This is a genomic window from Alteromonas ulvae, from assembly GCF_048987005.1.
Lineage (GTDB): Bacteria > Pseudomonadota > Gammaproteobacteria > Enterobacterales > Alteromonadaceae > Alteromonas.
This window is the reverse complement of the sequence record NZ_CP185261.1, coordinates 713,135-736,811: the sequence shown is the minus strand read 5'-3', so window position 1 is coordinate 736,811 and position 23,677 is coordinate 713,135. Positions and strand designations below refer to the sequence as shown.

24 protein-coding genes are annotated in these 23,677 nt (G+C 45.5%); 8 read left to right on the top strand and 16 right to left on the bottom strand.

The window, feature by feature from the left end; translation table 11 throughout:
• Window positions 1-36 precede the first annotated feature (36 nt).
• The gene (locus ACOJR9_RS03240) at window positions 37-618 is read left to right on the top strand and encodes a peptidylprolyl isomerase (RefSeq protein WP_163107560.1); all 582 of its coding nucleotides are present in this window, start codon (window positions 37-39) and stop codon (window positions 616-618) included.
• Between the two features lie 170 nt (window positions 619-788).
• On the opposite strand, the gene ACOJR9_RS03235 is transcribed toward ACOJR9_RS03240, so the two are convergent.
• Window positions 789-926 (bottom strand): hypothetical protein, encoded by a 138-nt coding sequence (locus ACOJR9_RS03235; protein WP_269519342.1) that lies wholly within the window; start codon window positions 924-926, stop codon window positions 789-791.
• Between the two features lie 211 nt (window positions 927-1,137).
• Here ACOJR9_RS03235 and ACOJR9_RS03230 point away from each other — a divergent pair, with 211 nt between their 5' ends.
• From ACOJR9_RS03230 to ACOJR9_RS03220, 3 genes are all read left to right on the top strand, one after another.
• Window positions 1,138-1,587 carry a rhomboid family intramembrane serine protease gene (locus ACOJR9_RS03230; protein WP_420934958.1) on the top strand — a complete coding sequence of 150 codons (450 nt, stop codon included), beginning with the start codon at window positions 1,138-1,140 and terminating at the stop codon, window positions 1,585-1,587.
• A gap of 98 nt (window positions 1,588-1,685) precedes the next feature.
• Entirely contained in the window at window positions 1,686-1,943 is a 258-nt protein-coding gene (locus ACOJR9_RS03225; protein ID WP_420934957.1) for a hypothetical protein, read from the top strand.
• Window positions 1,930-2,388 carry an acyl-CoA thioesterase gene (locus ACOJR9_RS03220; RefSeq protein ID WP_420934956.1) on the top strand — a complete coding sequence of 153 codons (459 nt, stop codon included), beginning with the start codon at window positions 1,930-1,932 and terminating at the stop codon, window positions 2,386-2,388. The genes ACOJR9_RS03225 and ACOJR9_RS03220 overlap by 14 nt, the downstream gene beginning before the upstream one ends.
• 147 nt (window positions 2,389-2,535) lie before the next feature.
• Here the strand turns inward: ACOJR9_RS03220 and ACOJR9_RS03215 are convergent, their stop codons facing one another.
• The 5 genes from ACOJR9_RS03215 to efp all read right to left on the bottom strand — a co-directional run bounded on the left by ACOJR9_RS03215 (window position 2,536) and on the right by efp (window position 8,508).
• The gene (locus ACOJR9_RS03215) at window positions 2,536-3,039 is read right to left on the bottom strand and encodes a GNAT family N-acetyltransferase (protein WP_420934955.1); all 504 of its coding nucleotides are present in this window, start codon (window positions 3,037-3,039) and stop codon (window positions 2,536-2,538) included.
• A gap of 105 nt (window positions 3,040-3,144) precedes the next feature.
• Complete coding sequence (locus tag ACOJR9_RS03210; protein ID WP_420934954.1) at window positions 3,145-3,804, bottom strand: gamma-glutamylcyclotransferase; 660 nt, start codon at window positions 3,802-3,804, stop codon at window positions 3,145-3,147.
• A gap of 246 nt (window positions 3,805-4,050) precedes the next feature.
• Complete coding sequence (locus tag ACOJR9_RS03205; protein ID WP_420934953.1) at window positions 4,051-6,555, bottom strand: TonB-dependent receptor; 2,505 nt, start codon at window positions 6,553-6,555, stop codon at window positions 4,051-4,053.
• A gap of 275 nt (window positions 6,556-6,830) precedes the next feature.
• Window positions 6,831-7,811: an elongation factor P--(R)-beta-lysine ligase gene (epmA, locus tag ACOJR9_RS03200; RefSeq protein WP_420934952.1), complete on the bottom strand. Its 981-nt coding sequence runs from the start codon at window positions 7,809-7,811 to the stop codon at window positions 6,831-6,833.
• Window positions 7,812-7,938: 127 nt separating this feature from the next.
• Window positions 7,939-8,508 (bottom strand): elongation factor P, encoded by a 570-nt coding sequence (gene efp / locus ACOJR9_RS03195; RefSeq protein WP_420934951.1) that lies wholly within the window; start codon window positions 8,506-8,508, stop codon window positions 7,939-7,941.
• Window positions 8,509-8,544: 36 nt separating this feature from the next.
• Here efp and epmB point away from each other — a divergent pair, with 36 nt between their 5' ends.
• Entirely contained in the window at window positions 8,545-9,570 is a 1,026-nt protein-coding gene (gene epmB / locus ACOJR9_RS03190; RefSeq protein WP_420934950.1) for an EF-P beta-lysylation protein EpmB, read from the top strand.
• A 1-nt stretch (window position 9,571) separates the two neighbouring features.
• Here the strand turns inward: epmB and ACOJR9_RS03185 are convergent, their stop codons facing one another.
• Window positions 9,572-9,763 (bottom strand): hypothetical protein, encoded by a 192-nt coding sequence (locus ACOJR9_RS03185; RefSeq protein WP_420934949.1) that lies wholly within the window; start codon window positions 9,761-9,763, stop codon window positions 9,572-9,574.
• A 156-nt stretch (window positions 9,764-9,919) separates the two neighbouring features.
• Here ACOJR9_RS03185 and ACOJR9_RS03180 point away from each other — a divergent pair, with 156 nt between their 5' ends.
• Window positions 9,920-10,243: a hypothetical protein gene (locus tag ACOJR9_RS03180; RefSeq protein WP_420936030.1), complete on the top strand. Its 324-nt coding sequence runs from the start codon at window positions 9,920-9,922 to the stop codon at window positions 10,241-10,243.
• Between the two features lie 87 nt (window positions 10,244-10,330).
• Here ACOJR9_RS03180 and ACOJR9_RS03175 read toward each other — a convergent pair whose 3' ends face one another.
• The 7 genes from ACOJR9_RS03175 to nudF form a co-directional block, all read right to left on the bottom strand.
• Window positions 10,331-11,626, bottom strand: a complete 1,296-nt coding sequence (locus ACOJR9_RS03175) for a hypothetical protein (RefSeq protein ID WP_420934948.1) — start codon at window positions 11,624-11,626, stop codon at window positions 10,331-10,333.
• A 421-nt stretch (window positions 11,627-12,047) separates the two neighbouring features.
• Entirely contained in the window at window positions 12,048-14,123 is a 2,076-nt protein-coding gene (locus ACOJR9_RS03170; protein ID WP_420934947.1) for a hypothetical protein, read from the bottom strand.
• 174 nt (window positions 14,124-14,297) lie between these two features.
• A complete protein-coding gene (parE, locus tag ACOJR9_RS03165) occupies window positions 14,298-16,193 on the bottom strand; it encodes a DNA topoisomerase IV subunit B (RefSeq protein WP_420934946.1) in 1,896 nt (631 codons plus the stop codon).
• 144 nt (window positions 16,194-16,337) lie between these two features.
• Window positions 16,338-16,919, bottom strand: coding sequence for a YqiA/YcfP family alpha/beta fold hydrolase (locus ACOJR9_RS03160; protein ID WP_420934945.1), 582 nt, complete (start codon window positions 16,917-16,919; stop codon window positions 16,338-16,340).
• A 108-nt stretch (window positions 16,920-17,027) separates the two neighbouring features.
• On the bottom strand, window positions 17,028-17,810 hold the full coding sequence (locus ACOJR9_RS03155; RefSeq protein ID WP_420934944.1) for a metallophosphoesterase: 783 nt from the start codon (window positions 17,808-17,810) through the stop codon (window positions 17,028-17,030).
• Window positions 17,807-18,202, bottom strand: coding sequence for a DUF1249 domain-containing protein (locus ACOJR9_RS03150; RefSeq protein WP_420936029.1), 396 nt, complete (start codon window positions 18,200-18,202; stop codon window positions 17,807-17,809). Before ACOJR9_RS03150 ends, ACOJR9_RS03155 begins: the two co-directional genes overlap by 4 nt.
• A 41-nt stretch (window positions 18,203-18,243) precedes the next feature.
• Complete coding sequence (gene nudF / locus ACOJR9_RS03145) at window positions 18,244-18,870, bottom strand: ADP-ribose diphosphatase (RefSeq protein WP_420934943.1); 627 nt, start codon at window positions 18,868-18,870, stop codon at window positions 18,244-18,246.
• A gap of 309 nt (window positions 18,871-19,179) precedes the next feature.
• On the opposite strand from nudF, the gene tolC reads away from it, so the two are divergent.
• Window positions 19,180-20,571: an outer membrane channel protein TolC gene (gene tolC / locus ACOJR9_RS03140; protein WP_420934942.1), complete on the top strand. Its 1,392-nt coding sequence runs from the start codon at window positions 19,180-19,182 to the stop codon at window positions 20,569-20,571.
• 417 nt (window positions 20,572-20,988) lie between these two features.
• Window positions 20,989-21,822: an ion transporter gene (locus ACOJR9_RS03135; protein WP_420934941.1), complete on the top strand. Its 834-nt coding sequence runs from the start codon at window positions 20,989-20,991 to the stop codon at window positions 21,820-21,822.
• A gap of 145 nt (window positions 21,823-21,967) precedes the next feature.
• Here the strand turns inward: ACOJR9_RS03135 and ACOJR9_RS03130 are convergent, their stop codons facing one another.
• Window positions 21,968-22,870, bottom strand: coding sequence for a reverse transcriptase domain-containing protein (locus tag ACOJR9_RS03130; protein WP_420936028.1), 903 nt, complete (start codon window positions 22,868-22,870; stop codon window positions 21,968-21,970).
• 51 nt (window positions 22,871-22,921) lie between these two features.
• Window positions 22,922-23,239, bottom strand: coding sequence for a hypothetical protein (locus ACOJR9_RS03125; RefSeq protein WP_420934940.1), 318 nt, complete (start codon window positions 23,237-23,239; stop codon window positions 22,922-22,924).
• Between the last annotated feature and the right edge of the window lie 438 nt (window positions 23,240-23,677).

Genomic DNA, 23,677 nt, shown 5'->3' with positions numbered 1-23,677 from the left:
CTAAAGAAGATAAACAACATTCTTTCTAGCCTATTAATGGTGTGTGTTTTTTTAAGTGTTAGCCCCCTTGTTGCTGCGAAAAAAGACGATGGCTCTCAAATACAGCCTGACAACTATTACCCTCGCGTAAAAATTGAAACCACCATGGGTGATATTGTGGTGGAGTTAGATAGAAGGCGCGCCCCTATTACCGTAAATAATTTTTTGCGCTATGTAGACAAGCGGGCTTACAACGACACTATTTTTCATCGCATTGTACCCGGTTTTGTAGTGCAAGGTGGCGGCTACACCTCTGATTTTAACGGTAAGTCGAACTTTCCCGATATTTTTAACGAGTCGGGCAATGGGCTCACTAACGACTTACATACCATTGCACTGGCACGTCAAAACGGCCCTCACACCGCTAACCGTCAGTTCTTTTTTAACGTTAATGACAATGAAAGCCTGAACCCTGGACGGGACTGGGGCTATGCGGTATTTGGCTTAATTGTAGAAGGGTCAGATGTCGTTGATGCTATGTCAGAAGTGGAAACCGAGTACTCAATTCGCTTAAACGCGAACAACGTTCCCATTGAGCCCATCGTGATCAAAAAAGTGACCGTGCTTCCGCCACTCTAGTCACACTTATTTGCATTAAATGCGGTGCGCTAACCGCACTGCTTTAACTGCACTGCTTTAATCACAAATACTGCCGGTTTACAGTAGCCTTAACAATACAAACGCCACCGCCTTGGTTATGTAACTTTCCAAGGCTGGTGGCGTGTAAAGCGGTGTTTACCAAAGTTCCGTCAAATTCCTGTAAAGACGGTATTCATTAGATACACGCCAATTGATAGACACACCAAGCCTAACGTGACCATGGGTATCATCATTGTCGCAACCACTTTTGCCGTTTCTTTACTCGTGTCGTTTTTCTGTTTAGTCATGTCTTAGCCCTCACGAATTAGGCTTTAATTATACGTGATCACGACCTGTAGCCTTAAGCGCTAAACCGCTGATTTTGAGACAATAATTTTTAACTTTTGTTTATGAAATGTTAAAGATAATCGACTAGTTTTCTGACAAGTGCTCATTGCTGCCATTTAGCCTACGGGCGAGGCACGTTGTTATTTTATTAATTGCCCATAAATCTGACAAATGAAAACGTCGTCACTCAAAAACAGTATAGTAATCACCGCATTCGCCGTGGGTTTTATTTGGTGCTTTAAAGCTTTTGAACTCAACTTTAACGTCGACCTAAGTTGGCTCGGGGTTTATCCTTTAGCCGTGCATGGTTTGGTTGGAATTGTAACAGCGCCCCTTATACACGGTTCATTAGAGCATATTTTCAACAATACATTGCCCATGTTAGTGCTTGGCTCATTTCTCATCTACGGTTACCCCAAAACACGTTGGCGTGTACTAATAACAGTGTGGTTACTATCTGGAATTGGTGTGTGGTTGTTTGGACGCGAAAGCTATCATATTGGCGCTAGCGGTTTAACGCATGGTGTATTTTTTTATTTATTCGTGGTGAGTATATTTCGCAGAGAAAATACCACTCCGCATAGATACTTATCCACTCAGCGAGACTTAAAATGTTCGTAATCGCGGTGTGTTACCGCAGGTATAGTGGTTCTACATCAAGGTGACACAACAAAGAGTACGGACATTGTAAACTCGCCCTTCGGGAAGGTGGAATGACGATGAGTATATTTCCCCGCCAAGAAGGGATTTCGTTCGAATACCATTTATTCGGTGCTTTGGCTGGTGTTCTTTGTGCCTGTTTATGGCATTCGCTCGATCCAAAACCGACAGTTAAAGCATATTCTTGGGAAGTAGAACCTAAATCGGAAGACCCTATTATTGGTGACCAGTGGCGTCTTGATGGACAAGCTGAAGAAAATGAGGGGAATATAAAAACAGTGCAGAATCAAAAGGAAAACACGAATGACCAAGGTTAAGCCTAATGCATTTAAATTACTGCTAAGAGTTCGATATGCCGAATGCGACCCTCAAAATGTTGTATTTAACGCACGATATGCCGACTACGCAGACTTAGCCGCCACTGAATTTATGCGAGCGCTAATAGGTGGATACCAAGCACTAACAAACCAAGGCTTAGATAATCAAGTCGTCAATCTCAATATATCATGGCAAAACTCAGCCAAATTCGACGACATTTTGTGCTTGTCGGTGCATGTGAGCAACGTTGGCAATACCTCTTTTACGATGCAAATTGATATGCTGAATTGGCAAACTAACCACGCGGTAGCATCAGCTGAAATTGTCTATGTGATGGTCGATTCACTGACATTTGAAAAGAAACCCGTACCCAATGAATTTAAAGCAACGTTACTGAAAGGGGCCCCAGGAAAAACAATGAACCTAGCAGGCATTGTGCTTTAGTTTTCCGCTTCAGCAGCAACTCACCTCGCAGCTCGTTAGAGAGGTTTTGTCAGCGATTAGCAGCAAGCCTACTCAAATACTCTTTGCCATTTTATGAATAAGCAAAGGGCGAATGCTTTGCAAGCCTAAGTTTGTAAGCCCAACTTACTAAAGCGACAGCCAGTAAAGCGCCTGGACAGGGAATGACTTATCAAAATACCATCCTTGTTTTTCATACCCTAACTTCGTCAGCAGAGCCTGAGAGCGCGTGTTATCTGGGTGAGTCATTCCCGTGAGAAAGCGATAACCTTGATTTCTTGCCCAGTCAATCACGAGTTCACAGGCTTCTTGGCAAATGCCTCGTCCTCGCGCTTCTGGCAACAGGGCAAAACCTAAATCCGGACAGGTGAATGCAAAGCGATTAAACAGCCCGCATACCCCTAATGGAAGTCCAGTCTCGCTGTCCTCAATAGCCAGCAGTCCGTAGCCCCATTCTTTGCATTGCGCATTGGTACGGGCAATATAGTCGCAGGCGTCTTCAAGTGAATTGACTCCGCGGCTTCCAATGAATTTTACCCACTGAGGGTCTTGCTGCAGCGCTAACACCCACGCTTTGTCGTCAAAGCTGAGCGCCCGCATCCGAACTCGCGTCCCCTGAAATTCAATATTCATCTTAATGACGCCCTCTGCTTTTGTTGTCTTTTTACTGTCTGTTGAAATGCCCGAATAAAATACCTAAAAAGAGCTCTAGGCTAACCGTTTAGTATAGGAGAGAAGTCAAGATAGTAGATTATTTGATAATATAATGTCTATTTTGTCACGTGTTGCCTTATCTACGTTGGCAGCCCGTGGATATTTAGGCAACGCTCTGTCGTCGACTCGTGGGTGATCCCACAATGAGGTATGCGTCACAAAATCCGTGGCGGCCTTTTCGCCTGCGTGCTCTAAGCATCCGGCTAAACAAGTATCAACATAAGTTTGGCTTACCGGGAACTGATCATTCGCAGGGCTACAGTGCAATGTCTCGCATACCCATAGTGTGCGACCGCTAAGGGCTTCATAAAGGGCTGTTTCGCTATTTATGTCCATTGTAGCGTCGAAGGCAATTTGCTCTGGCGACACTTGCGTAAATCGATAATCTTTTTCTCGTTCTTGCAGCGCAGGATTGAGCTCGGCGGGGATCAGTTGCGCATTCAGCTTTTTAGCGGCGTTTTTGATTGCCCCAACGTAGGTTTGCTGCTCTTGAATACTTCTGGTTACCCAAGCACGCTCAAACCCATCCACCATTACCGGAACGCCGTAGGTTTTTATACCCGAGAAGCGCTCTCGGCTGTCGCGGCTTAATAAACTTCCATAACCAAGAACGATATGAGACTCATCGAGCCCGTTTAAATAATTAACAATGTCATGTGCAGAGGGTGCATCAGCGTTGTTCACACTATCTCCTGTATGATTTTATGATGTGGCTATTAATGACAGAACTTACTCGTTCGCAACTTAAGTTTACAGCCTCACAGCCCAACATGCTTGCTCTGATCCATTAAGACGAGGTCATAAAAAAGGCGGTACCTTTTGAGTTTACCTTGATGCGATAACCTCAAAAAGTACCGCCTCTTCAGCGTTTACCTTATGGCATGTTGCTGTCATTTAGCGAAAAACTAAAGACAACCCATCCTAAAGTGACTAGAACAAGGCTCTTACACCCACGCTGATATTTCTACCTGGTAGCGGCGCTTGGTCTTTAAGGAAAGAGGTGTGCACTCGCGCTTCTTCATCGGTCAAGTTATCACCTCGAGCAAACACAACCCAATCGATGCCTTGACTCGCAAATTCATACTGAACGCTGGCGTTTAACAGGGTGTATCCGTCTGTAGCCGTTTCAAAAGACGCGGTATCAGTTTGGTCGTCAACCCAAGTAAAACCTGCATCAGCGCTAAGCCCGCCGTTAACGTAACTTAGCTCGCCACCCATTCGCATTGGCGGAGTACGTGGCAAATTGTCGTCTTCTATTTCTGCGCGAATATAATCAGTGAACACGGTTAAACGGAACGCATCATTAAGGTCGAAATACGCTTGCGCTTCAAGGCCCCAAATGTCGGCATCGGCTTGCTGGAAGTAGAAAACAGGCAAGCCTTCATCGCTGTGCGACTCATGACCTTCTTCATGTTCACCTTCGTGCTCACCTTCAAGTTCTCCGCCATGATCATCATCATGCTCTTCATGCCCAGATAACGCGATTAGGCCCGTGTTGGTTTGGAAAATATAATTATCAGCTTGGTTATAAAACAAGGAAACGCTGTAGCCCCAATCGCCAGTGAACTTACGGAAGGTCATATCTAAATTAGTACTAACTTCCTCAGTTACTCCTTTTAAGTTTTCTTCGATATGGCCTTCCTCGTCTAAGTCGAATACTAATCCAACTTCATAGCTTTGTGTTGCCAAATGCTGACCTGCAGAAAATAGTTCCTGCTGACTCGGCGCACGTTCGCTTCTTGAAAGTGTAATCGCTACTGACTGACCGTCGGTGTACTCCCAATTCGCACCTGCTGAAAGCGATACTGCTGAGAAATCATATTTTGGGAACGTAAATGCTGTGCCATGAGCTTCGTGCTCCTCGCTTTCATGCTCCTCACTTTCGTGTTCTTCGCCTTCGTGCTCTTCGTCATGATACACATCAAGCTCAATGTCACTGTCTGCGACATCGATAGTGGTTGATTCTAGACGACCACCAATTTCGAAGGTCACGTTACCCACTTTCTTTTGCTCAATGAGGTATAGCGAGACGCTGTCCGTGACGTTGGCAGGCGTAAACGCCTCCTCACCCACGGCAGTATAATCGCTTGATGTAAACTGCAGACCAAACACACCGTGCCAGCCTGCCACTTCTTCATGATAAGCCGATAGGCGAATATCAGTAGACTCGTTGGTAAACACGGTTCCCGGCATGCCGTCTTCAATTTCAGCATGCTCGTAGTCGGTATAGGCAGCAGCGAACTTCAGGTTAGTCAGCCCTCTAATAGGCGAGTGCCACTCACCTGCCGCTTGATAGCGAGTCATATCCACATCGAGAAAAACACCTTCTTCTTCGTGCATGTGCTCTTCATCGTGCACGCCGTCGTGGTCTTCATCAAGAGCACCATCGTGTTCATCGCCATGCTCATCACCATGACCGTGACTGTGGCCTGGAACACCATATTCATTATCGAGTTTTTCAACAGCGAAACCGAAATAGCCTTCCTCGGCAACGTAAGAAAGACCCGCGACAATGTTAGTTGTCTCCATGGCACTACTTTCCAATTCGCCGCTTTCCTCATCATCATCTGGCTCAAGTGATGCAAAGCCCGGGATGTCTGCGTTTTCGGTATTACGGATAAAACCATCAACATGCCACACAAAGTTGCCTTGGCCGCCAGTTACATCACCGCGAGTATATTTGCCCTCATTTACGGTGCTGTAGCTTGCCTCGACTTCACCCTCAACACCGTCCACCTGATATTGCGGTATGCGCTTATCAACAACGTTAACTACACCACCAATTGCACCACTACCGTACTGAAGTGTCGCGGGGCCGCGAAGCACTTCAACCTGAGTGGCACTTGCCAACGAAGTGGCCACATTATGATCTGGACCCACGCGAGACACGTCAGAGACATCTAAGCCGTTTTGTACGATTTTCACTCGCGGGCCATCGTTGCCACGAATGATAGGGCTGCTTGAAACAGGGCCAAAGTAGGTACTGTGCACCCCTGGCGTATTCTTAAGCGTTTCACCAAGGGTAGGCGCTTCAATTTTGCGAAGTTTTTCAGCACCGATAACGGTAACGGGCGTGACTGATTCAAGCACAGATGACTGTAGCGCTGTTGCCGTAACCACAATATTCTCTACCGACGCAGGCTGTAAAACAAAGTCAGCTTTTTGATCGCTACTCACATCACCAAGGTCGTTATCACCGTGAATATAGTTGCTTGAATATACATGTAAATGGATATGAGGTTGCTTTACATCGTTAAAACGATAGATGCCGTTTTCATCAGTAACGGCTATGCGGCGCGTGCCTTCAATCTTAACTTCCGCGCCTTCTACTGGCTTGCCTGATGTATCTGTGACGGTCCCAGTGACGGTGGTTGCGAGAACCGGAGCACTGAGTAATGCCGCTATCGTAGTGCTTAGTAACGAACGCATTTTCATTATTATCCTCTGGTGAGTATTTTTAGCTATATTGATACCGTTTCTGCGGCATTGCTAATGTAGGCTGAAACAGTGTGTAATGTTATAACATGTTTCAGCATGAGTGTTATAAGGTCAACAGTAAACAGCCGCACCAATAAAGCAGTTTGCCGATGAAACGTGCTGAATTGTTAGCGAACAGTTGAGGTGCTTAGTGGTGATATCGCAAGAGGCAGCAAAGGAGAGAGCACAACAAGTTCCGACTCATTGAAGAAATGAACAATGGTTTTCCTTTGCTATGCGCGGCTCACCGGAAAGTTAATGACGTCTTGAATATGTGAGACACCGGTTTTCAACATCAACAGTCTGTCTATCCCAAGGGCAACACCTGCACATTCAGGCAACCCTGACGCGAGGGCCTGCAAAAAGTGTTCGTCTAAAGGTTTTTCCGGTAACCCCGATAGTGCACGCTTTTTGTTGTCTTGCTCGAACCTAGCGCGCTGCTCAGCAGGTTCACTCAATTCATTGAACCCGTTCGCCAATTCAATACCTTTAAAATACACTTCAAAACGCTCGGCAACACGGCTATCTGAGGGGCTTATTTTTGCCAGTGCCGCTTGGGAAGCGGGGAAGTCGTACACAAAACAGGGTGCCTGAATGCCTATTTTAGGTTCAATACAGTAGGAAAACAGAAGCTGCAACTGACTGTCTTTTGATAAGTGCTCCATAGCGTCAATATCAATATCGCATTCAAGCATTTTTTGATGAATTGAGCGTGCTGAGCTATTAAGCGGGTCTATCCCAAGATAAGTGATAAACGCGTTTTGGTAAGTAATCATGTCACTATCTGATATTGCACCTAACACCTCATGTAAAAGGTCATCCACTTCTTTCATCAACATGAAATGGTCAAAACCGGGGCGATACCACTCTAGCATGGTGAATTCGGGGTTGTGCCACCGCCCTTCCCCTTCATGGCGAAATGCTTTGCCAATTTGGTAGATTGCACCGCTTTGTGCGCACAGCAGTCGCTTCATTGCATATTCGGGCGAGGTTTGTAGAAATAAAGAAACGGGTTTTCCGGTATTAGCGTATAAAAATTCGGTGTTAAACGCGTCAAGGTGCTCATCGGTAACGGTTCCGGCAGATAGCACTGGGGTTTCTACTTCAAGCACGTCACGGCTGTGGAAAAACGCCCTAATCTGGCGAAGTAATTCAGCTCTCGCTACTCTGGTTTTGTGGGTAGTAGTAGGTTGCCAAGATTGCCCATGTTTCATAGTTGTGCCGACGTTTTTAAGAAGAAGATGAAAGCCAGAAATTAAAAAACCGGTACGTGAACATACCGGTTTTCGAACGTTGCTAGTAACGTGCTATTTGCTCATGTCACTTATTTTTACACGATACTTATTTTTGAACTCGTGACACATATTCGCCAGAGCGTGTATCTACGCGAACAACTTCACCTGTTTGAACAAACAATGGTACACGTACAACTGCACCTGTGGTCAAGGTTGCTGGCTTACCACCGGTTCCTGCTGTATCACCCTTCAAGCCAGGATCAGTTTCAGTAATTTCTAACTCTACAAAGTTAGGCGGTGTTACCGTGATTGGCGCACCGTTCCACAACGTGATAGTACAAACGTCGTTTTCTACCAACCATTTGATATTCTCGCCCACCGCTTTTTCGTCAGCTGCGATTTGTTCGAATGTATCGTTATTCATAAAGTGGTAGAATTCGCCGTCGGTGTATAGATAGGCCAGCTCCGTATCCATAACGTCTGCGCCTTCTACGGATTCACCAGAGCGGAATGTTTTTTCTAAAACTTTACCTGAAATAAGCTTGCGAATTTTTACGCGGTTAAACGCTTGGCCCTTACCAGGCTTTACATATTCGTTTTCTAAAATGTTGCAAGGTTCGCCGTCCAGCATGATTTTCAGGCCGCCTTTGAACTCGTTAGTGCTGTAATTAGCCATAATTCCTCTGTCTAAACATAAGGTGCAAAAAGTTTCGTGGAACAAATAATACCTAAAAAAGCGATTTCTGTAGAGCATAACTGGCAAAAAGAATTATCAAGGAGCTTTACGGACCCCTCTACGCTTATTAATTATTTACACTTAGATGAGAAAAAATACGTACAGCACATAAAAGCACGACGCTTATTCCCTATGCGCGTTCCCCGCCATTTTGCAAAATTAATGGAAAAAGGGAATCCAAACGACCCACTTCTTCTGCAGGTTATGCCGTTAAGCGATGAGTTTTTAACGTCGCCTCACTACAATGAAGATCCGCTGGAAGAACATAACACCGCAGGTAAAGGGCTGTTGCACAAGTACGACTCTCGTGTGCTGCTGATGGTTCGCACCGGATGCGCAGTGAACTGTCGATATTGCTTTAGACGTCACTTCCCCTACGCAGAAAATGCCGTTAACAAAGCACAATGGACAGACACATTATCGTACATTGCCAACAATCCAGATATTAACGAAGTTATTTTTTCTGGTGGCGATCCATTAATGGCGAAAGACGATCACTTAGCATGGTTAGCATCAGAAATTGCAGCAATCGAGCATGTAAAACGTTTTCGTATTCACACCCGACTACCCGTAGTATTGCCTGAGCGAATTTGCAGTGCCTTCGAAGATTGGTTTACCGCGCTACCCATTCAAAAGGTATTAGTACTTCACGCGAATCATGAAAATGAAGTCTCTGATAAATTAGTAAATGCACTGGCGCCACTAAGAAGTAAAGGGGTTACCTTGCTTAATCAGTCTGTATTGTTGAAAGGAATTAATGACAGTGCTGATGCCATTTGCGCACTGAACGAGCGGCTTTTTGAAGCAGGCGTACTACCTTATTACTTGCATGTACTCGACAAAGTACAGGGAGCGAGTCATTTTTATGTGAGTGATAACGATGGGAGGGCTATTATGGAGCAAGCGATAAAGCGCCTGCCGGGATTCTTAGTGCCCAAGCTCGTAAGAGAAATTGGGGGACAACCCGGCAAAACGCCTATCGACTTACATTTGCATCCCTGACCTACGCGAAAGTATCAATATTAGCGCCTAACGCGGGGTTTGAAGAGGATACCTTTGGTACGTCAGCGGCTGATTCCAGCAACTGAAGCGACGCTTTTCCCTCTTGTTCTTGCTGGCTTTTTGCCAACTTAAGAGAAGCTAACTCAAGCGAAGCACCGGACGCTGCAGAGGCGTTTACACCTTGTAGTTCCATACCGTTTTCCTTTGTTGCTTGTAGCAAAGTGAAAAAATAGGCAAAATTGCCCATCTTTGGGTGTATCGGCAAAAACCGTCGAAACTTTAATCAGTTTTTGAGTCAAGTTCAAAATCAAATTTTCATCAAGCAATTAAAGGCGTTCTCATGCAAGAAATGCAAACCGTAAACCAACAGCTTCAAGAGACCATGCAAACGCTTTACCGAAAAGCCGTGGATGCCGACCAGGCATTGGATGTGTTACAGCGGGATAAGAAAGGTAAATTTTCCGCCGTATTCGCCTCTGACAGTGGCTTTACAACGTCGTCGAAACGCTTTGTTCCTTATGTGGAAGAAATCGCGTTAGATTGGCAAGCAATGAAAGACATGAACGAAGAGCAAACAAAAGCGGCACTTGCCCCGCTAGTGAAGAAAATAGAGTTAGCGCTTATCACCGTTACCCAATTTCAACAAAGCCTAGCAAGCAAGCCTCATAGCTAACGCCTATCTCAATTAGCTGAGCATATTGTCTATGGCGCGCCCATTTCGCGCTCATCTATCGCCTGCGTTGTATTTAATTTGAGCTCGCTAGTTAGCATAAAGCGGGATGCGCTTTATGCGCTGCTTTAGCCCTTCGACTTCACGTAAATACGCATCACTGTCTACGCGTTCATATTGCTCGGTAAACGCTCGTTTGCTGAGCCCTTCTGGTACATCGTCAATAGCAGGAATAATGTCACTTTCACTGCTAATTCGGGCAAGAGCATTTTGAACGTTTTCTGCTTGTGCTGGCGACACGGCCGCTTTAGCAAAAGCAGTACCTGACATATCGGCAACTAAATCAACAAAGCTGTATCCAGAACCACCGGCACCGCGGTCCATCAACTCTTTGAATTCCCCAATGGCAAAGGACATACTTTGCTCTGATAACAACTCGAGTGCTGCAGAAATAATAAAGTGTCTCGCCAAATCATTGCGATTATGCAAAACCGCACCAGAACGAGGACGAAGGGCCTTGTCTTTATCCGGCTGAATGTCACCCACGAGATTTCCAACTCTGTGGTGCCCAACATAAGCGGCTAGCGCAAGAATTACCGCCTTGTTGTGAAGTACTGCTTGCGCAGCTGATGAGCTTTGCTCGCGGGCTCTGGCCATACCTTCACGCAAGTATTCGCTAAGGGAAACGGGACTTGAAGATAGGGCAATATCTCTACCCGAAATATACCTGAGGTAATAGGCAGTAAGGGTTTGCAGCTCGGTTTCTTCCTCCACAGATAAATTCGATGCTACCGTATTTAGCTCCACAAGCAGTGTATCTAAACGCCCTACATCTAATGTGAGCTCTCCTTGCTGCATAGATACTTTCTCTACGCGGCTTAACGCTATAGACGCAATTTCTGTATCTGTGTAGCTGTTAACCGCATATTCAATCACGTTGAGTAAGAATTTACCGGGAATGCTTAAACTGCCCACTTGTACATATTCAATACGAAGGCTATCGCCGGGCAACACCAAGGCTGACGCATTAAAAAAATAGCCGGTATCTTTCAATGCATAGGTAATGCTTACCGTACCGCCCATCGATGTAATATTTACTTGCCCTTTGAACTCTGGAAGCGCGCGCTGTAAAACGCCTACCAAACTCTCCACCTGTGTTTCGCTTAAAGTCAATTGGTGGCCTTCTTCACGGCGGGAAAAAGCGCGTTGTAGCTGGCTTAGCAATACATTCACACTGTCGGCACCATCAAGCTGGATTGATGCATTACTTGAAACCAGTGGTGCAGTTTGAATAACCATAACAGTAAGAGTTGTGGCCCCTAGAAGAGCAACACAAACAACGATAGCCAAGCCAACAGAAAGCCATTTTATACATCGCAAGATCATATTTGTGGTAGCAAACCTTTACCAATCGTGACACGGAAACTGACTTGTAATACATTTAAATCAATGTTGTAAAGATTGCTCCATCACAAGTAGCCATTAATAGCTATACATTACCATACAAGTGTTTTTACACGCGGTGATAAATTCTGTTTTATCGTATTATCAAAAAGTATTGCACTATATTGCTCACTATCAAAACCTATTTTCTGCACTTTGTATTAACAAGCAACGTGCTAATTCTCTGCATGACCACTTCAGTCTACTGTAATGGCGGTAAAGCTGACTATGCTCAGCGGAGTTATAAAACACGTAAGCCGAAACGTAAACTGAACAACAGCATCATGTCAGTTTGGCTTAATAAAAAAAAGCCCAACGTGTCGCGTCAGGCCTTTTGCTCATCAATACATTGTTAACTTGAGACTTAGTAAATAGGCAGTACCGAAACTGATTCAGGTGCCGTGAAAGACGCACTGTAACTAGGCGCTATATCGCCTGAGTCTGCGTTCAAAATATTATCGAATCGCAAGATAGCGCCGTTCGATTTTTCTGCCACATAAACATGCCCGTTGCTCAGCATTAAATCCACCGGGTTGCCAAGCATAGAAGTTGGTCCGGCTATATTTACCGATACGTCAGTAATGCCGTCTGCCGACTGCGCACCTGAAATAACATAAAGCTTGCCATCGGTAGCGTCAGCCGCACTGCCTACATCAGAGATGACCAAGCTATCACTTTGACTGTCATAGTCGATGCCATGAAGGTTAGTAGGCGCCGAAAACGCACTACCACTGCTTGCTGGTACAATTAACCGGTCTTCGCCAGTCAGTACTGATTCACCGCTATTTAACCGTCTTATTACTTCTTCAAATACGGCAACCGTACCATTTGTTAGCGCTAGATAAGCGCTGTCAGTTGCTGGATCGTAATCTACATCCCATGGACGAGCGCCATTTGATGCTTCAAGGGTTAATAGCGGTGCTACATCACCTGATGCGCATGGTGAAAACACGCGTACCGCTGGTGTTGCCTCATTCACGTCAGCAACAAACACTAGACCCTCTGTTGATGCAACATCAAGCCCTTTAGGGGCAATGAGTCCTGTATTCGCGCCTGCTATCATGTGATCGTAGCTGCCGCTGTACATCATGCCGTCGCGACTTGAGGTGAGTCTATTTACCACTAACAGCCCGCCTGTTGAAGTATCTGGGTTGTCGAAGGTGATAACGCCATCGCCTTGCGCTGTATAGGACGCACTTTCTATGCTCATGCCGCTATCAAAGCTGCGTAATTCGCTGCCTAAAAGCGCACTAAGTTGTGCAACTTGCCCAGTGGTATCGCCTTCTGCAGATGGATTACTCGATACAGAAAGCCCTGAGATTGGCATGGTGGTTATACCGTCATCCGATGCATCCCACTTCACCACCGCGTCAGTAAACTCAACAAGGGATTCTGGCTTAACAGATGGTGTAGAAAGCGTTGGCGCGACATCGCCACTCGCACTGGTAAATATATTTGAAAAGACTAAAATGGCGTCATTCGATTTTTCGGCAACACGAAGGTCTGAGCCAGATAAAATGATATCAACCGGGTTACCTAATTGCGTGCTTGGACCACCCACTACTCTCGTAGGCACTACCATGCCATCAGCAGATGCTGCACTTTCAATGACAAATAACTGACCATCGTCCGCCACGCTTGCGTCTCCCACGTCTGACAATATGAGTCGGTTTGACATTGCTTCATACACAATACCATGAAGGTTGATTGAGATTTGGTTTCCGTCGGCATCTGATGGAACTATCGTTCTGGTTACCGTTGGCGCAAAGCCAGAAGAAATTACATCGTCATACACGGCAACCGTGCCGTCGGTCAGGGCAACAAATAAGCGGTCGGCACTTTCGTCGAACGCTACGTCCCAAGGGTTCGCAGATGTCATGATTTCAGCAATTGGCGCTGCGTTTCCAGCAGCCTGACCGCCGAAAATACTGACTCTTTGAGCATTAAAATCAGCAGCCATAACAAGGCCGGCCTCTTCGACAAATACAATACCTTTAGGGTTTACTAAACCAGTTGCCGCTCCGGTGATATCATGACCAAAATTTGCATCAAAGTCGCTATTTCCTGTAAACGAGCAAAATGAGCGAATAAGAGGAAGGTCGCTATCTCCTGCCTGGAAAAGCGTATTGCTTTGAGATAACGCGACGCCTTCGTTAGCGCCTGTTGATACGGTGTTGATAATATTGGCGTTTTGATCTACCGTCGATACGGTATTGCGATTACTATCGCCATTGTTGGCAACTAAAAATGTCGCTGCTGCAAAACCTGGGCTACCATCTTGTCCGGGTGCACCGACTTGACCATCGGCACCGTCTTGACCATCGGCACCATTTGCGCCGTCGATGCCATCATCGCCGTTACAAGCTGATAGAGAAAACACAACTGCCGCTGCAAGCAGTGAAAGTTTAATATTGCGCTGTGAAGTATGTGATAAATCCATAACCGTCTCCGTTGTCTTTTTGATGTAGTGACGCTGTACTGCTCACGTCCTTTTCAAAAAGCCAAACGACCGAAGATAACGATTGGATGCAACAGAGGTTAAAAAAAGATAAAAAGATAAAAAGATAAAAAAAGAAAGTACACCGCTGTACTTTCTTTTTATAAGGCTCTGAAACTACAGCACGACTTCAGCCATATTCCCCTTACTTTCAAGCCATGTTTTTCTATCGCCTGAGCGCTTTTTCGCTAGCAGCATGTCCATTAATTCCATCATGTCTTCAGCATCATCAATAGTTAATTGAACAAGACGACGGGTATTGGGATCCATGGTGGTTTCGCGAAGCTGAAGCGGATTCATCTCCCCTAGCCCTTTAAAGCGCTGCACATTTACCTTACCGCGTTTTTTCTCTGCTTCGATACGATCTAGAATGCCTTGTTTTTCGCTCTCATCCAGCGCATAAAACACCTCCTTGCCAACATCAATTCGAAACAAAGGAGGCATAGCAACATAAACGTGACCTTGATTTACTAACGTTCTAAAATGCCTTACAAAAAGTGCACACAATAAGGTGGCAATATGCAGTCCATCCGAGTCGGCATCTGCCAGAATACAGATTTTACCGTAACGCAACCCAGACAAATCTGTTGAATCTGGGTCGATACCCAAAGCCACCGATATATCATGAATTTCTTGCGACGCTAACACCTGAGATGAGTCAACTTCCCAGCTGTTAAGAATTTTTCCTCTAAGCGGCATAATAGCCTGGAACTCTCGATCACGGGCTTGCTTGGCAGAACCACCCGCTGAATCTCCTTCCACCAAAAACAATTCTGATTGATTAATGTCTTGTGATGAACAGTCGGTAAGTTTTCCCGGTAATGCTGGGCCCTGAGTCACTTTTTTACGGGCGACTTTTTTGGTTTGACGCAATCGGCGCTGGGCATTGTTAATACACATTTCAGCAAGGGCTTCGGCCACGTCCGTATGCTGGTTTAGCCATAAGCTAAACGAGTCTTTCACTACACCAGACACAAAAGCACTAGACTGGCGAGAAGATAACCGCTCTTTCGTTTGTCCTGCAAACTGAGGATCCTGCATTTTGGTTGATAAAATATAGGCACAGCGGTCCCAAATATCATCAGGGGATAGTTTTACACCACGAGGCATCAGATTTCTGAATTCACAGAACTCGCGCATTGATTCCAGCAAACCTTGGCGCATTCCGTTAACGTGAGTGCCACCTTGCGCGGTGGGAATAAGATTTACATAGCTTTCAGTAATAAGATCGCCACCTTCTGGCAGCCACATTACTGCCCAGTCTGCCCCCTCGGTGTTACCGCTGAAACTACCGACAAACGGCGTATCAGAGGGCAGCGTTTCGAATGCTTCAACCGCTTGATAAAGATAATCTTTTAAGCCATCTTCGTAATACCACTCTTGGCTTTCTTTCGATATTTTGTTGTCAAAACGAATGCGAAGACCTGGGCTTAATACGGCTTTAGCGCGCAGATTGTGCAGCAATCGACTGACAGAAAACTTGGCAGAATCAAAGTATTGGGAGTCTGGCCAGAAGTGCACGCGAGTACCTGTATTGCGCTTACCGCAGGTGTCGATAATCTTGAGATCTTCTACCTTGTCGCCATTTTCAAACGCAATTTGATACACGTTGCTATCACGGCGAATAGTGACCTCTACACGATGGGACAGTGCATTAACTACCGAGATACCAACACCGTGCAACCCGCCCGAAAAGGCATAGTTTTTATTTGAAAACTTACCTCCGGCATGCAGCTTACACAAAATAAGCTCTACCCCAGACACACCTTCTTCAGGGTGAATATCTACGGGCATGCCGCGACCGTCATCAATCACTTCTAAAGACTGATCTTCATGCAGGATAACTTTGATATTAGACGCATGACCAGCAAGCGCTTCATCCACACTGTTATCGATAACCTCTTGCCCTAAATGGTTAGGGCGTGAAGTGTCGGTGTACATACCAGGGCGGCGTTTAACCGGGTCGAGGCCATTTAAGACTTCAATAGCATCTGAATTATATTGATTTGACATAGTTATGGTTATTATTTAAGCCAGAAACATGAGTAAACGTACGCAGACTTCATCTGCAACGCAAGGTAAAAAGATGGTAGCAGGGCGATTTAATCCTGGCAACGACGTTGACCTGTTGCCGCCCCTACCATATTTGCATAAAGCTTAATCTAGAAGGAAATCTGCAATGCTGGGCAAATGATTTTCATACCCCACAAAGCTGTGATCGCCCCCTTCCTCTATCACTAATTCACTTAGGGCATACTTTGCCGCGGCCAAGCGATAGTCTAAGGTTTCATCATTGGTTTGCAGCAACACCTTATACGCTTTTTGCTCGTTCAGTGTGTTGGCATCTAGCGCTTTTATCAAATCGATATCACTTGCCTCAATAGTAAACTTCTCACCACTGTAGGGGTTAACATGAGCGCCGATAAACTGCTGAAGCAGTTCGTAAGGTCTCACCGCTGGGTTAATCAACACAGCTTTTCCTGAATACTTTTCAATTAAAAACGTGGACAAATACCCGCCCATTGAACTTCCAATAACTTTAAGGCCGTTAGTTAACAGCGCTGGCGTTTGCTCAATTAACGCGGTGAGCTGTGCTTCTACCTTACTCGGAAAATTAGACAGAGCAGGAATATGAACCTGAACGTCTGGATGATGGGCAGCAAAATAGTCTTTGGTCGTCTGCGCTTTTATCGATGATGGAGAACTAAGAAATCCATGAAGATACAAAATGTGCTGCATGTTGCGTCCCTGTTTGTATAATAAATGATGTTTGCAAAATCTAATTTTTTATAAGATGCAGTAGTAAAAAGCACGCATTACGTTGAAGACATGCAATTTTGAAATTAACTAAATCAGTCGTTTAATACTCACCGCGACATCACCATCATCATGAAGGCTAATGTGATGATAACCGGGCTTTTCTTCACTCACGGCGAAGTCGGTTTGCATTTCCCATTGCCAGCAGCTTGAGGGACACCCGAAACTAGTAATGTTGTCTTTGCCCACTTGCTGTCTGAGCGGCGAATGTACGTGCCCGTGAATAATATGCTTTATCTCCTTTACACTATCTAGCCACTCAATTAAATGCTCTGCATTCACCAAGTTATGCTTATCCATCCAGCTGTTCGACGGCAAAATGTGATGATGAAGGGCAAGCAAATGATGCTGTTGATCGGCAGCGCGAACCGCGCGTTCAATACAATCGAGCTCATGGCTGTCTATCTCTCCCTGCGCTCCTTTGGCCATTTGCTTTGGCCGAGTATCTAGGCCGTGAATACACCAGCTTCCAATGCGAAGGGGTAAGTCAGCTAACAGCATGTGTGGTACTAAATATTCGTCATAATGGGGGTTGGCGTCGTGGTTGCCTGGAATGACATACCAAGGTACATCCACGTAGAGTTCCATCAAGTTGAGAAAATGGGTATAGCTTGCAGGGGAGTCATCGCCACTGATATCACCGGTAATTAACACCGCATCAGCCACATCGGGTGACACTTTTTCCGTGTTACCGCTTTGGACTAACTGCGTAAGAAGGCGTTCTAACGAATGATAGGGGGAAATACCGCCATAACCTTTTCTAGAGGTGTCGTGCAACAAATGACAGTCACTAAATTGTATTACCGTTTTCACGCTTCAGAGGTTACCTTTGGAGTGTGTTTTAAACAAAAATCTAACCACTCAGCCAAAAATATGTTCACCATCTGCTTTTCGTTTCGCTGGCGCATTTTTAAATTAGGATACTCATAAGAAGGCTCTAGTGCGCCCGTATTTTGGCTATTGATCACTTCAGCCAGTCTGGCGTCGTGGTACAAGCGTACTGTCATCGACGGGGTTAGGTAATCCGGCATGTCCTTTGTGGTTTGTTTGATACGTAAAGAACTGGTGTAGCGAGATGACTCAACTATTTTAACTTCGTACGCCAAATGCTTACCTATCGAAAAGCGATAGCTCAAGTCTTCCGTGTCGCAATCGGGTAAAATGCGCAGAATATTCGCATAGTTAACCTCGCATACTGCCTGCATAGTAGGAAGATGAGGAACGTATTTTCGTTGTGTACGATAAGTCACGGTGTTTTCCACTGCTCTAGAAGTTGAGTTTTATGCATAAAAAACCATTGTAGCGCAATTAACGCCGCAGCGTTGTCTATGCGACCAGTTTCCAGCCATTCAAGTGCAGTATTTTCTTTGACTCGATGCACCTTAATATCTTCAGACTCAGTCTCTAAGCCGTGTATACCCTGTGCTTTAGTCGCATCGGTCTTCGCTATAAAAATATGTAACCTTTCTGTTGTGCCGCCCGGGCTCGATAGATAACTTAATGCTTTGGTGAGGCTATCTAGCGCTATCCCTGCCTCTTCCATCGATTCACGATGGCAAACATTTTCTTCGGTTTCACCTTCGTCAATCATGCCCGCAATAATTTCTATTAACCAAGGGCTTGAAGACGTCGTCAATGCCCCAACTCTCACTTGTTCGATAAGCACAAACTCTTGCGTTATTGGATCATAAGGCAACACACCGACGGCATGACCACGCTCAAAAATTTCGCGGCTAACCAAATCGCTCCATTCGCCGTTGAAGCATTTGTGCCTGAAAGTGTACCGATTCATAGTGAAAAAACCGCGGTAAACAGGGCTAATTTCGGTAATTTCAACGTCATTTGAGGTAAACGAAAGGATTTCTTTGCTCATTTGCTGACACTTATGGTTCAAATAGATTTATCATGTAGTCTACATTTGCACACCACACATGTATACGCGCGATGAACGCCGTATTGTAGATGTACAAATAACAGAAAACTCAAATTAAAAGTCATTTATATAAAAATAATGAGCGTGGGTAGATCACATATTCTGTTACAGTTAAACGAACACTGTTACGAGTTTGGACTTTCGGTTTGTGGTTGATTTTTCATACACTTGGTTTTAACAGGTCGGTACGATACTTTACAATGGAGTCAGTAAGCCGACACAACTCGAACACTACAGGAAGACGTAAGCATGAAACGAACACTTCTATCGCTGGTTATCGGAATATCGATGACTACGGGGGCGTTAGCCGATGACCTAATGCAGGTATATCAACAAGCACTCGCTAACGACCCACTAGTCAACCAAGCGAAGGCGCAACGCAATGCAGCGTTCGAAGGGATCAGCATTAGTAGAGCTAATCTTCTACCTCAAGTATCTGCATTTATTTCCTACACTGACTTTGATGCGACAAGCGCCAACACCGTACCTCAGTTTGATTCCAATGGTGAGTTGGTAGGGTTTAATTTCCCACTATTAGGTTTCCAACAAACCAATCTTCAGAAAGGCGTTGAAGCCACCCTTTCAATTTACGATCACGCCAACTGGGTCAACTTGGCTCGTGCTGAAAAAGTAGCACAGCAAAGTGATTCGCAGTACGCTCTGCAGGTACAAGATCTTATTGTACGTACAGTTACAGCATATCTTGGGGCTCTGCGTGCGCAGGATAATCTAGAGTTTATCAAAGCGGAAAAACGCGCTATTGAACGACAGTTAGAACAAACCAAACAGCGCTTTGAAGTTGGTCTGACTGCAATTACCGACGTTCATGAAGCTCAAGCTAACTTTGACAATACGGTAGCACGTGAAATACAGGCAGAAAACGATGTGGAGATTGCGCTTGAAGATCTTCGCGTTATCACGGGAAAATATCACTCTCGTTTAAGCGTGCTTAACACTGAGCGCTTCAGTGCATCTTTACCTCAGCCATCGACAGTTAACGAATGGCTGAAGCTAGCAGAAGAGCGTAATTTATCACTGCTGGTGCAGCGCCTTGGAAAAGATATCGCTGAAGACGACATTGACGCGGCACGAGCGGGTCATTATCCGACGCTATCATTCAGTGCGGCCTACACAGAAGAAGATGTGTCACAAAACATCGGAGCACAGCCACAAGCTAACCTTCCGATCCAGGATAACACGCGTTTAAATGCACGTTTGAATATCCCTATCTATCTAGGTGGCCGAGTAACGGCAAGCACTGAGCAGGCCCGTCACAACTTCGTGGTTGCCAGTGAACAGCTAGAGCAAGCGCATCGTCAAACTGTGCAAAGCGTGCGTCGTTCGTTTAACGATTTGCGAGCTGCAGTATCTCGAATTCGCGCATTAGAGCAGTCTGTAATCTCAGCAGATAGCGCTTTGAAAGCAACCGAAGCAGGGTTTGACGTAGGTACGCGCACGGTGGTAGACGTACTTGATAGTACTCGTAACCTGTTCGACGCTCAGCGTAACCTTGCAGGTGCTCGATACGACTTTATCCAGTCTGTCGTGACTCTTAAGCAAGCTGCAGGAACGTTAACGGGTGAAGGTATTGAAACATTGAACCGCGGCCTTAAGCCTTCGGACATGTCTTCAGATAGCTAGATTATCTGCTTAAGCTGTGCTTGAAGCCTAGAGCGGGAAACGGCAACCTTGAGCGGGTGACGGCAGCCTTGAGCGGGTGACGACAGCCTTGAGCGGGCGTGACAACACCGTTAGGATGATATTAGCAATGAGGGTAGCAATATGCTGCCCTTTTTTATGCCTTGAAGAAACTTCGCTTTTTTTTGAACATGCCGAAGTGCAATATAGATGACTTAGCAATTTTTCTTGCAACACAGGTCTCATTTCATCCATGATATTGCCCGCTTTATTTTGGGCGGATAAATGAAACTATTAATACATATCGTCCGTGATAAGTTCGTGCACGTTGGCGCATTGCTAAAACGAAGCAGCGAATTTTGATACTACCGCTAGCCACTAATTAACTTTAACTTTGTTTATTTAGAGTGATTTTAAACGATGCAAGCCTCTGTACTACAGAATAAATTTGAACGTATAAGAGCCAATAAGTGGTTCGAGATATTTGTTGTTAGCGTCATTGTGGTTTCAGCCCTTCTAGTAGGCGCTAAAACCTATGAACTTCCCAACACTATAGCCTCAGTTACGGTTTTTCTCGACTGGTTTATTAGTGCGTTTTTTCTTACTGAAATTACCATACGCTTTCTTGCAGAAAAGCGAAAAATGCATTTTTTCAAAAGCTTTTGGAATTGGTTCGACACCCTTATTGTCATCATAAGCTTAATACCTGCCGATGACGCAGAGCTTGCGCTTATTGCCCGCCTAGTCAGAGTGTTTAGAGTGCTCAGGATGATTTCTATTATCCCAGAATTGCGCATTCTTCTTGTGTCGTTAGTCAAAGCGCTTCCTCAGCTTGGTTACGTTATGCTGCTGATGTTTATTATCTTTTATATCTATGCAGCCATCGGCAGTACCTTGTTCGGAAATATTAACCCTGTGTTGTGGGGGGATATTGCAATCTCGTTGCTCACCCTATTTCGGGTAATGACCTTTGAAGATTGGACCGATGTCATGTACGAAACTCAAGAAGTGTATCCACTAAGCTGGATATTTTACCTCACGTTTATCTTCTTCACGGCCTTCGCTTTTCTCAACATGGTCATTGGTATTGTAGTGAACGTAATGGAGAGAGAAAACGAAAAGGCGCGAGCAGAGAAGCAAGCCGAGCTGCTTGCCGAGCTAAAAGCACAAGGTAATGAAGAGCCAACCTTAAAAGACGTAATGGCCGAACTGAACGCGATTAAGGCACAGCTCAAGCAAGGTGATAAATCGTAACTTTTGGTTGTAAGCAGTTGATTGCTGATAGGTTTGGCTGATAGCTTTACTTGTTAGTAATGACATCGAGTAGGGTGAGGCGTCACCGCCTCATCCCTCTCACAGAACCGTACATACGGGTCTCGTATACGGCTCATGCACATAGTTATTTAGCGTAATTGCTAAACACGTATCCCGTTGCAACATTCTCCAAGTTCATTAGCCCGAGTTCATCGAACCAACTGTTTGGCATCGCATAGCTTGCTAAGGGGCTGCGTGCACTGCGCCAACTCGTCATGTTGATATGAGCAAACTGACCTTTATATCCATGCTGTCTTAGCCAGCGATGGAGGCGGCTCGCCTTCTTCCATAACTTGAGTTGGATACTGCGCAAGCGCCTTCGTAGCCAGCTCGCAAGTTGCTTGAACGCCCTGCTCGCATTGGCTATCTTGAAGTAGTAACTAAACCCTCTTAGCAGTGGGTTTAGTGCATTGATGACTGATTGCAGGGGTTTTCCGCCATTGCGTTTCGTCATCTGCTTAAGCTTCGCCTTAAACGCGGTGAGTTTCTTAGGCTGTATGCGGGTATGTGTCGTCCCGATTTCAACGCCAAGGAACTTCACGCCATCGTCACTGTGTGTGATATGTGTTTTCTCCGTGTTTACGCTGAGCTTTAGCTTTCCTTCTAAGATATGTGTGGCTTGTGCTTTGGCATTCTCTGCCGCTGTACGACTGCAACACAAGATAAGGATATCATCAGCATAGCGCACTATTCTGTGCCCTCGCTGTTTCATTTCCTCATCGAACGCATCCAGATAGATGTTCGCTATCAGTGGACTTATTACCCCACCCTGCGGACTGCCTGTTTCTGTTTGCTGCCAATGTCCATCGACCATCACTCCACTTTGTAAGAACTGAGTAATAAGGCTCAGCACGCTGCCATCACGGACTCGTCTTTTGATGCTCTTAATGATAAGCGTATGGTCCAGCTTATCAAAGCACTTCGACAGGTCCATATCCACCACGTGTTGACGCCTATATCGACGGATAAACATCGTGGCTTTATTGATAGCATCGTGACAGCTCCGCTTCGGCCTATAACCAAAGCTTGATGGGTGGAACTACTCTTCGAAGATGGGGGTTAGGAGGTCATTTAAGCACTGTTGAACGACCCTATCCCTTACCGTTGGGATACCCAACAGACGCTCGCCGCCACCGTCTTTCGGGATAACTACCCGTCTTACCGGTTGCGCTTGATAGCGTTTGGTTTTGAGTTCGAGAAGAAGCTGCGTCAGTTCATTATCCAGATTTGAGGCAAACGCACTCAGGCTCTGCCCATCTATTCCGGCCGCGCCTTTCGCTTTGAATACCTTTTTAAATCCTTTGAACAGTCTGGCTTTATTAAGCAAGTGACCGTACAAACTATGATAAACCCGCACGCTTCTCCTCGAAGATGGTGTGCTGTGTGGGGGCCGATGACTTCTTTTCGTGTTGGTCTATTTCACATGGCGATTGAGCGTGCTAGCCAAATGGCAATCTACTCAACATTTCCACATTACTCCCATGTACCGTTTCGTAGCCAGTCTATCGCTTCCGCGACAAACCAAGTACGAAGACGTCGATAGCTAATCGATTCGTGTACCACTAAAAAAAAACATCTGCTCATCACAGACTGACTATGTACTTCCGCCCTTCGCCATCCTAATCAGCTTTTGGCTGATAAGAACGCCATCAAACACTGCTGATGGTCAGTTCGGTTTTATCCTCCACAGCATTACTGGCTTTCACAGGCCGAACTTTACTCACTACTACGGCATCATCTGCCACCTCACACCGATTAACATCTTGAGTCTCCCCTTGAACGTTAACCACTTACT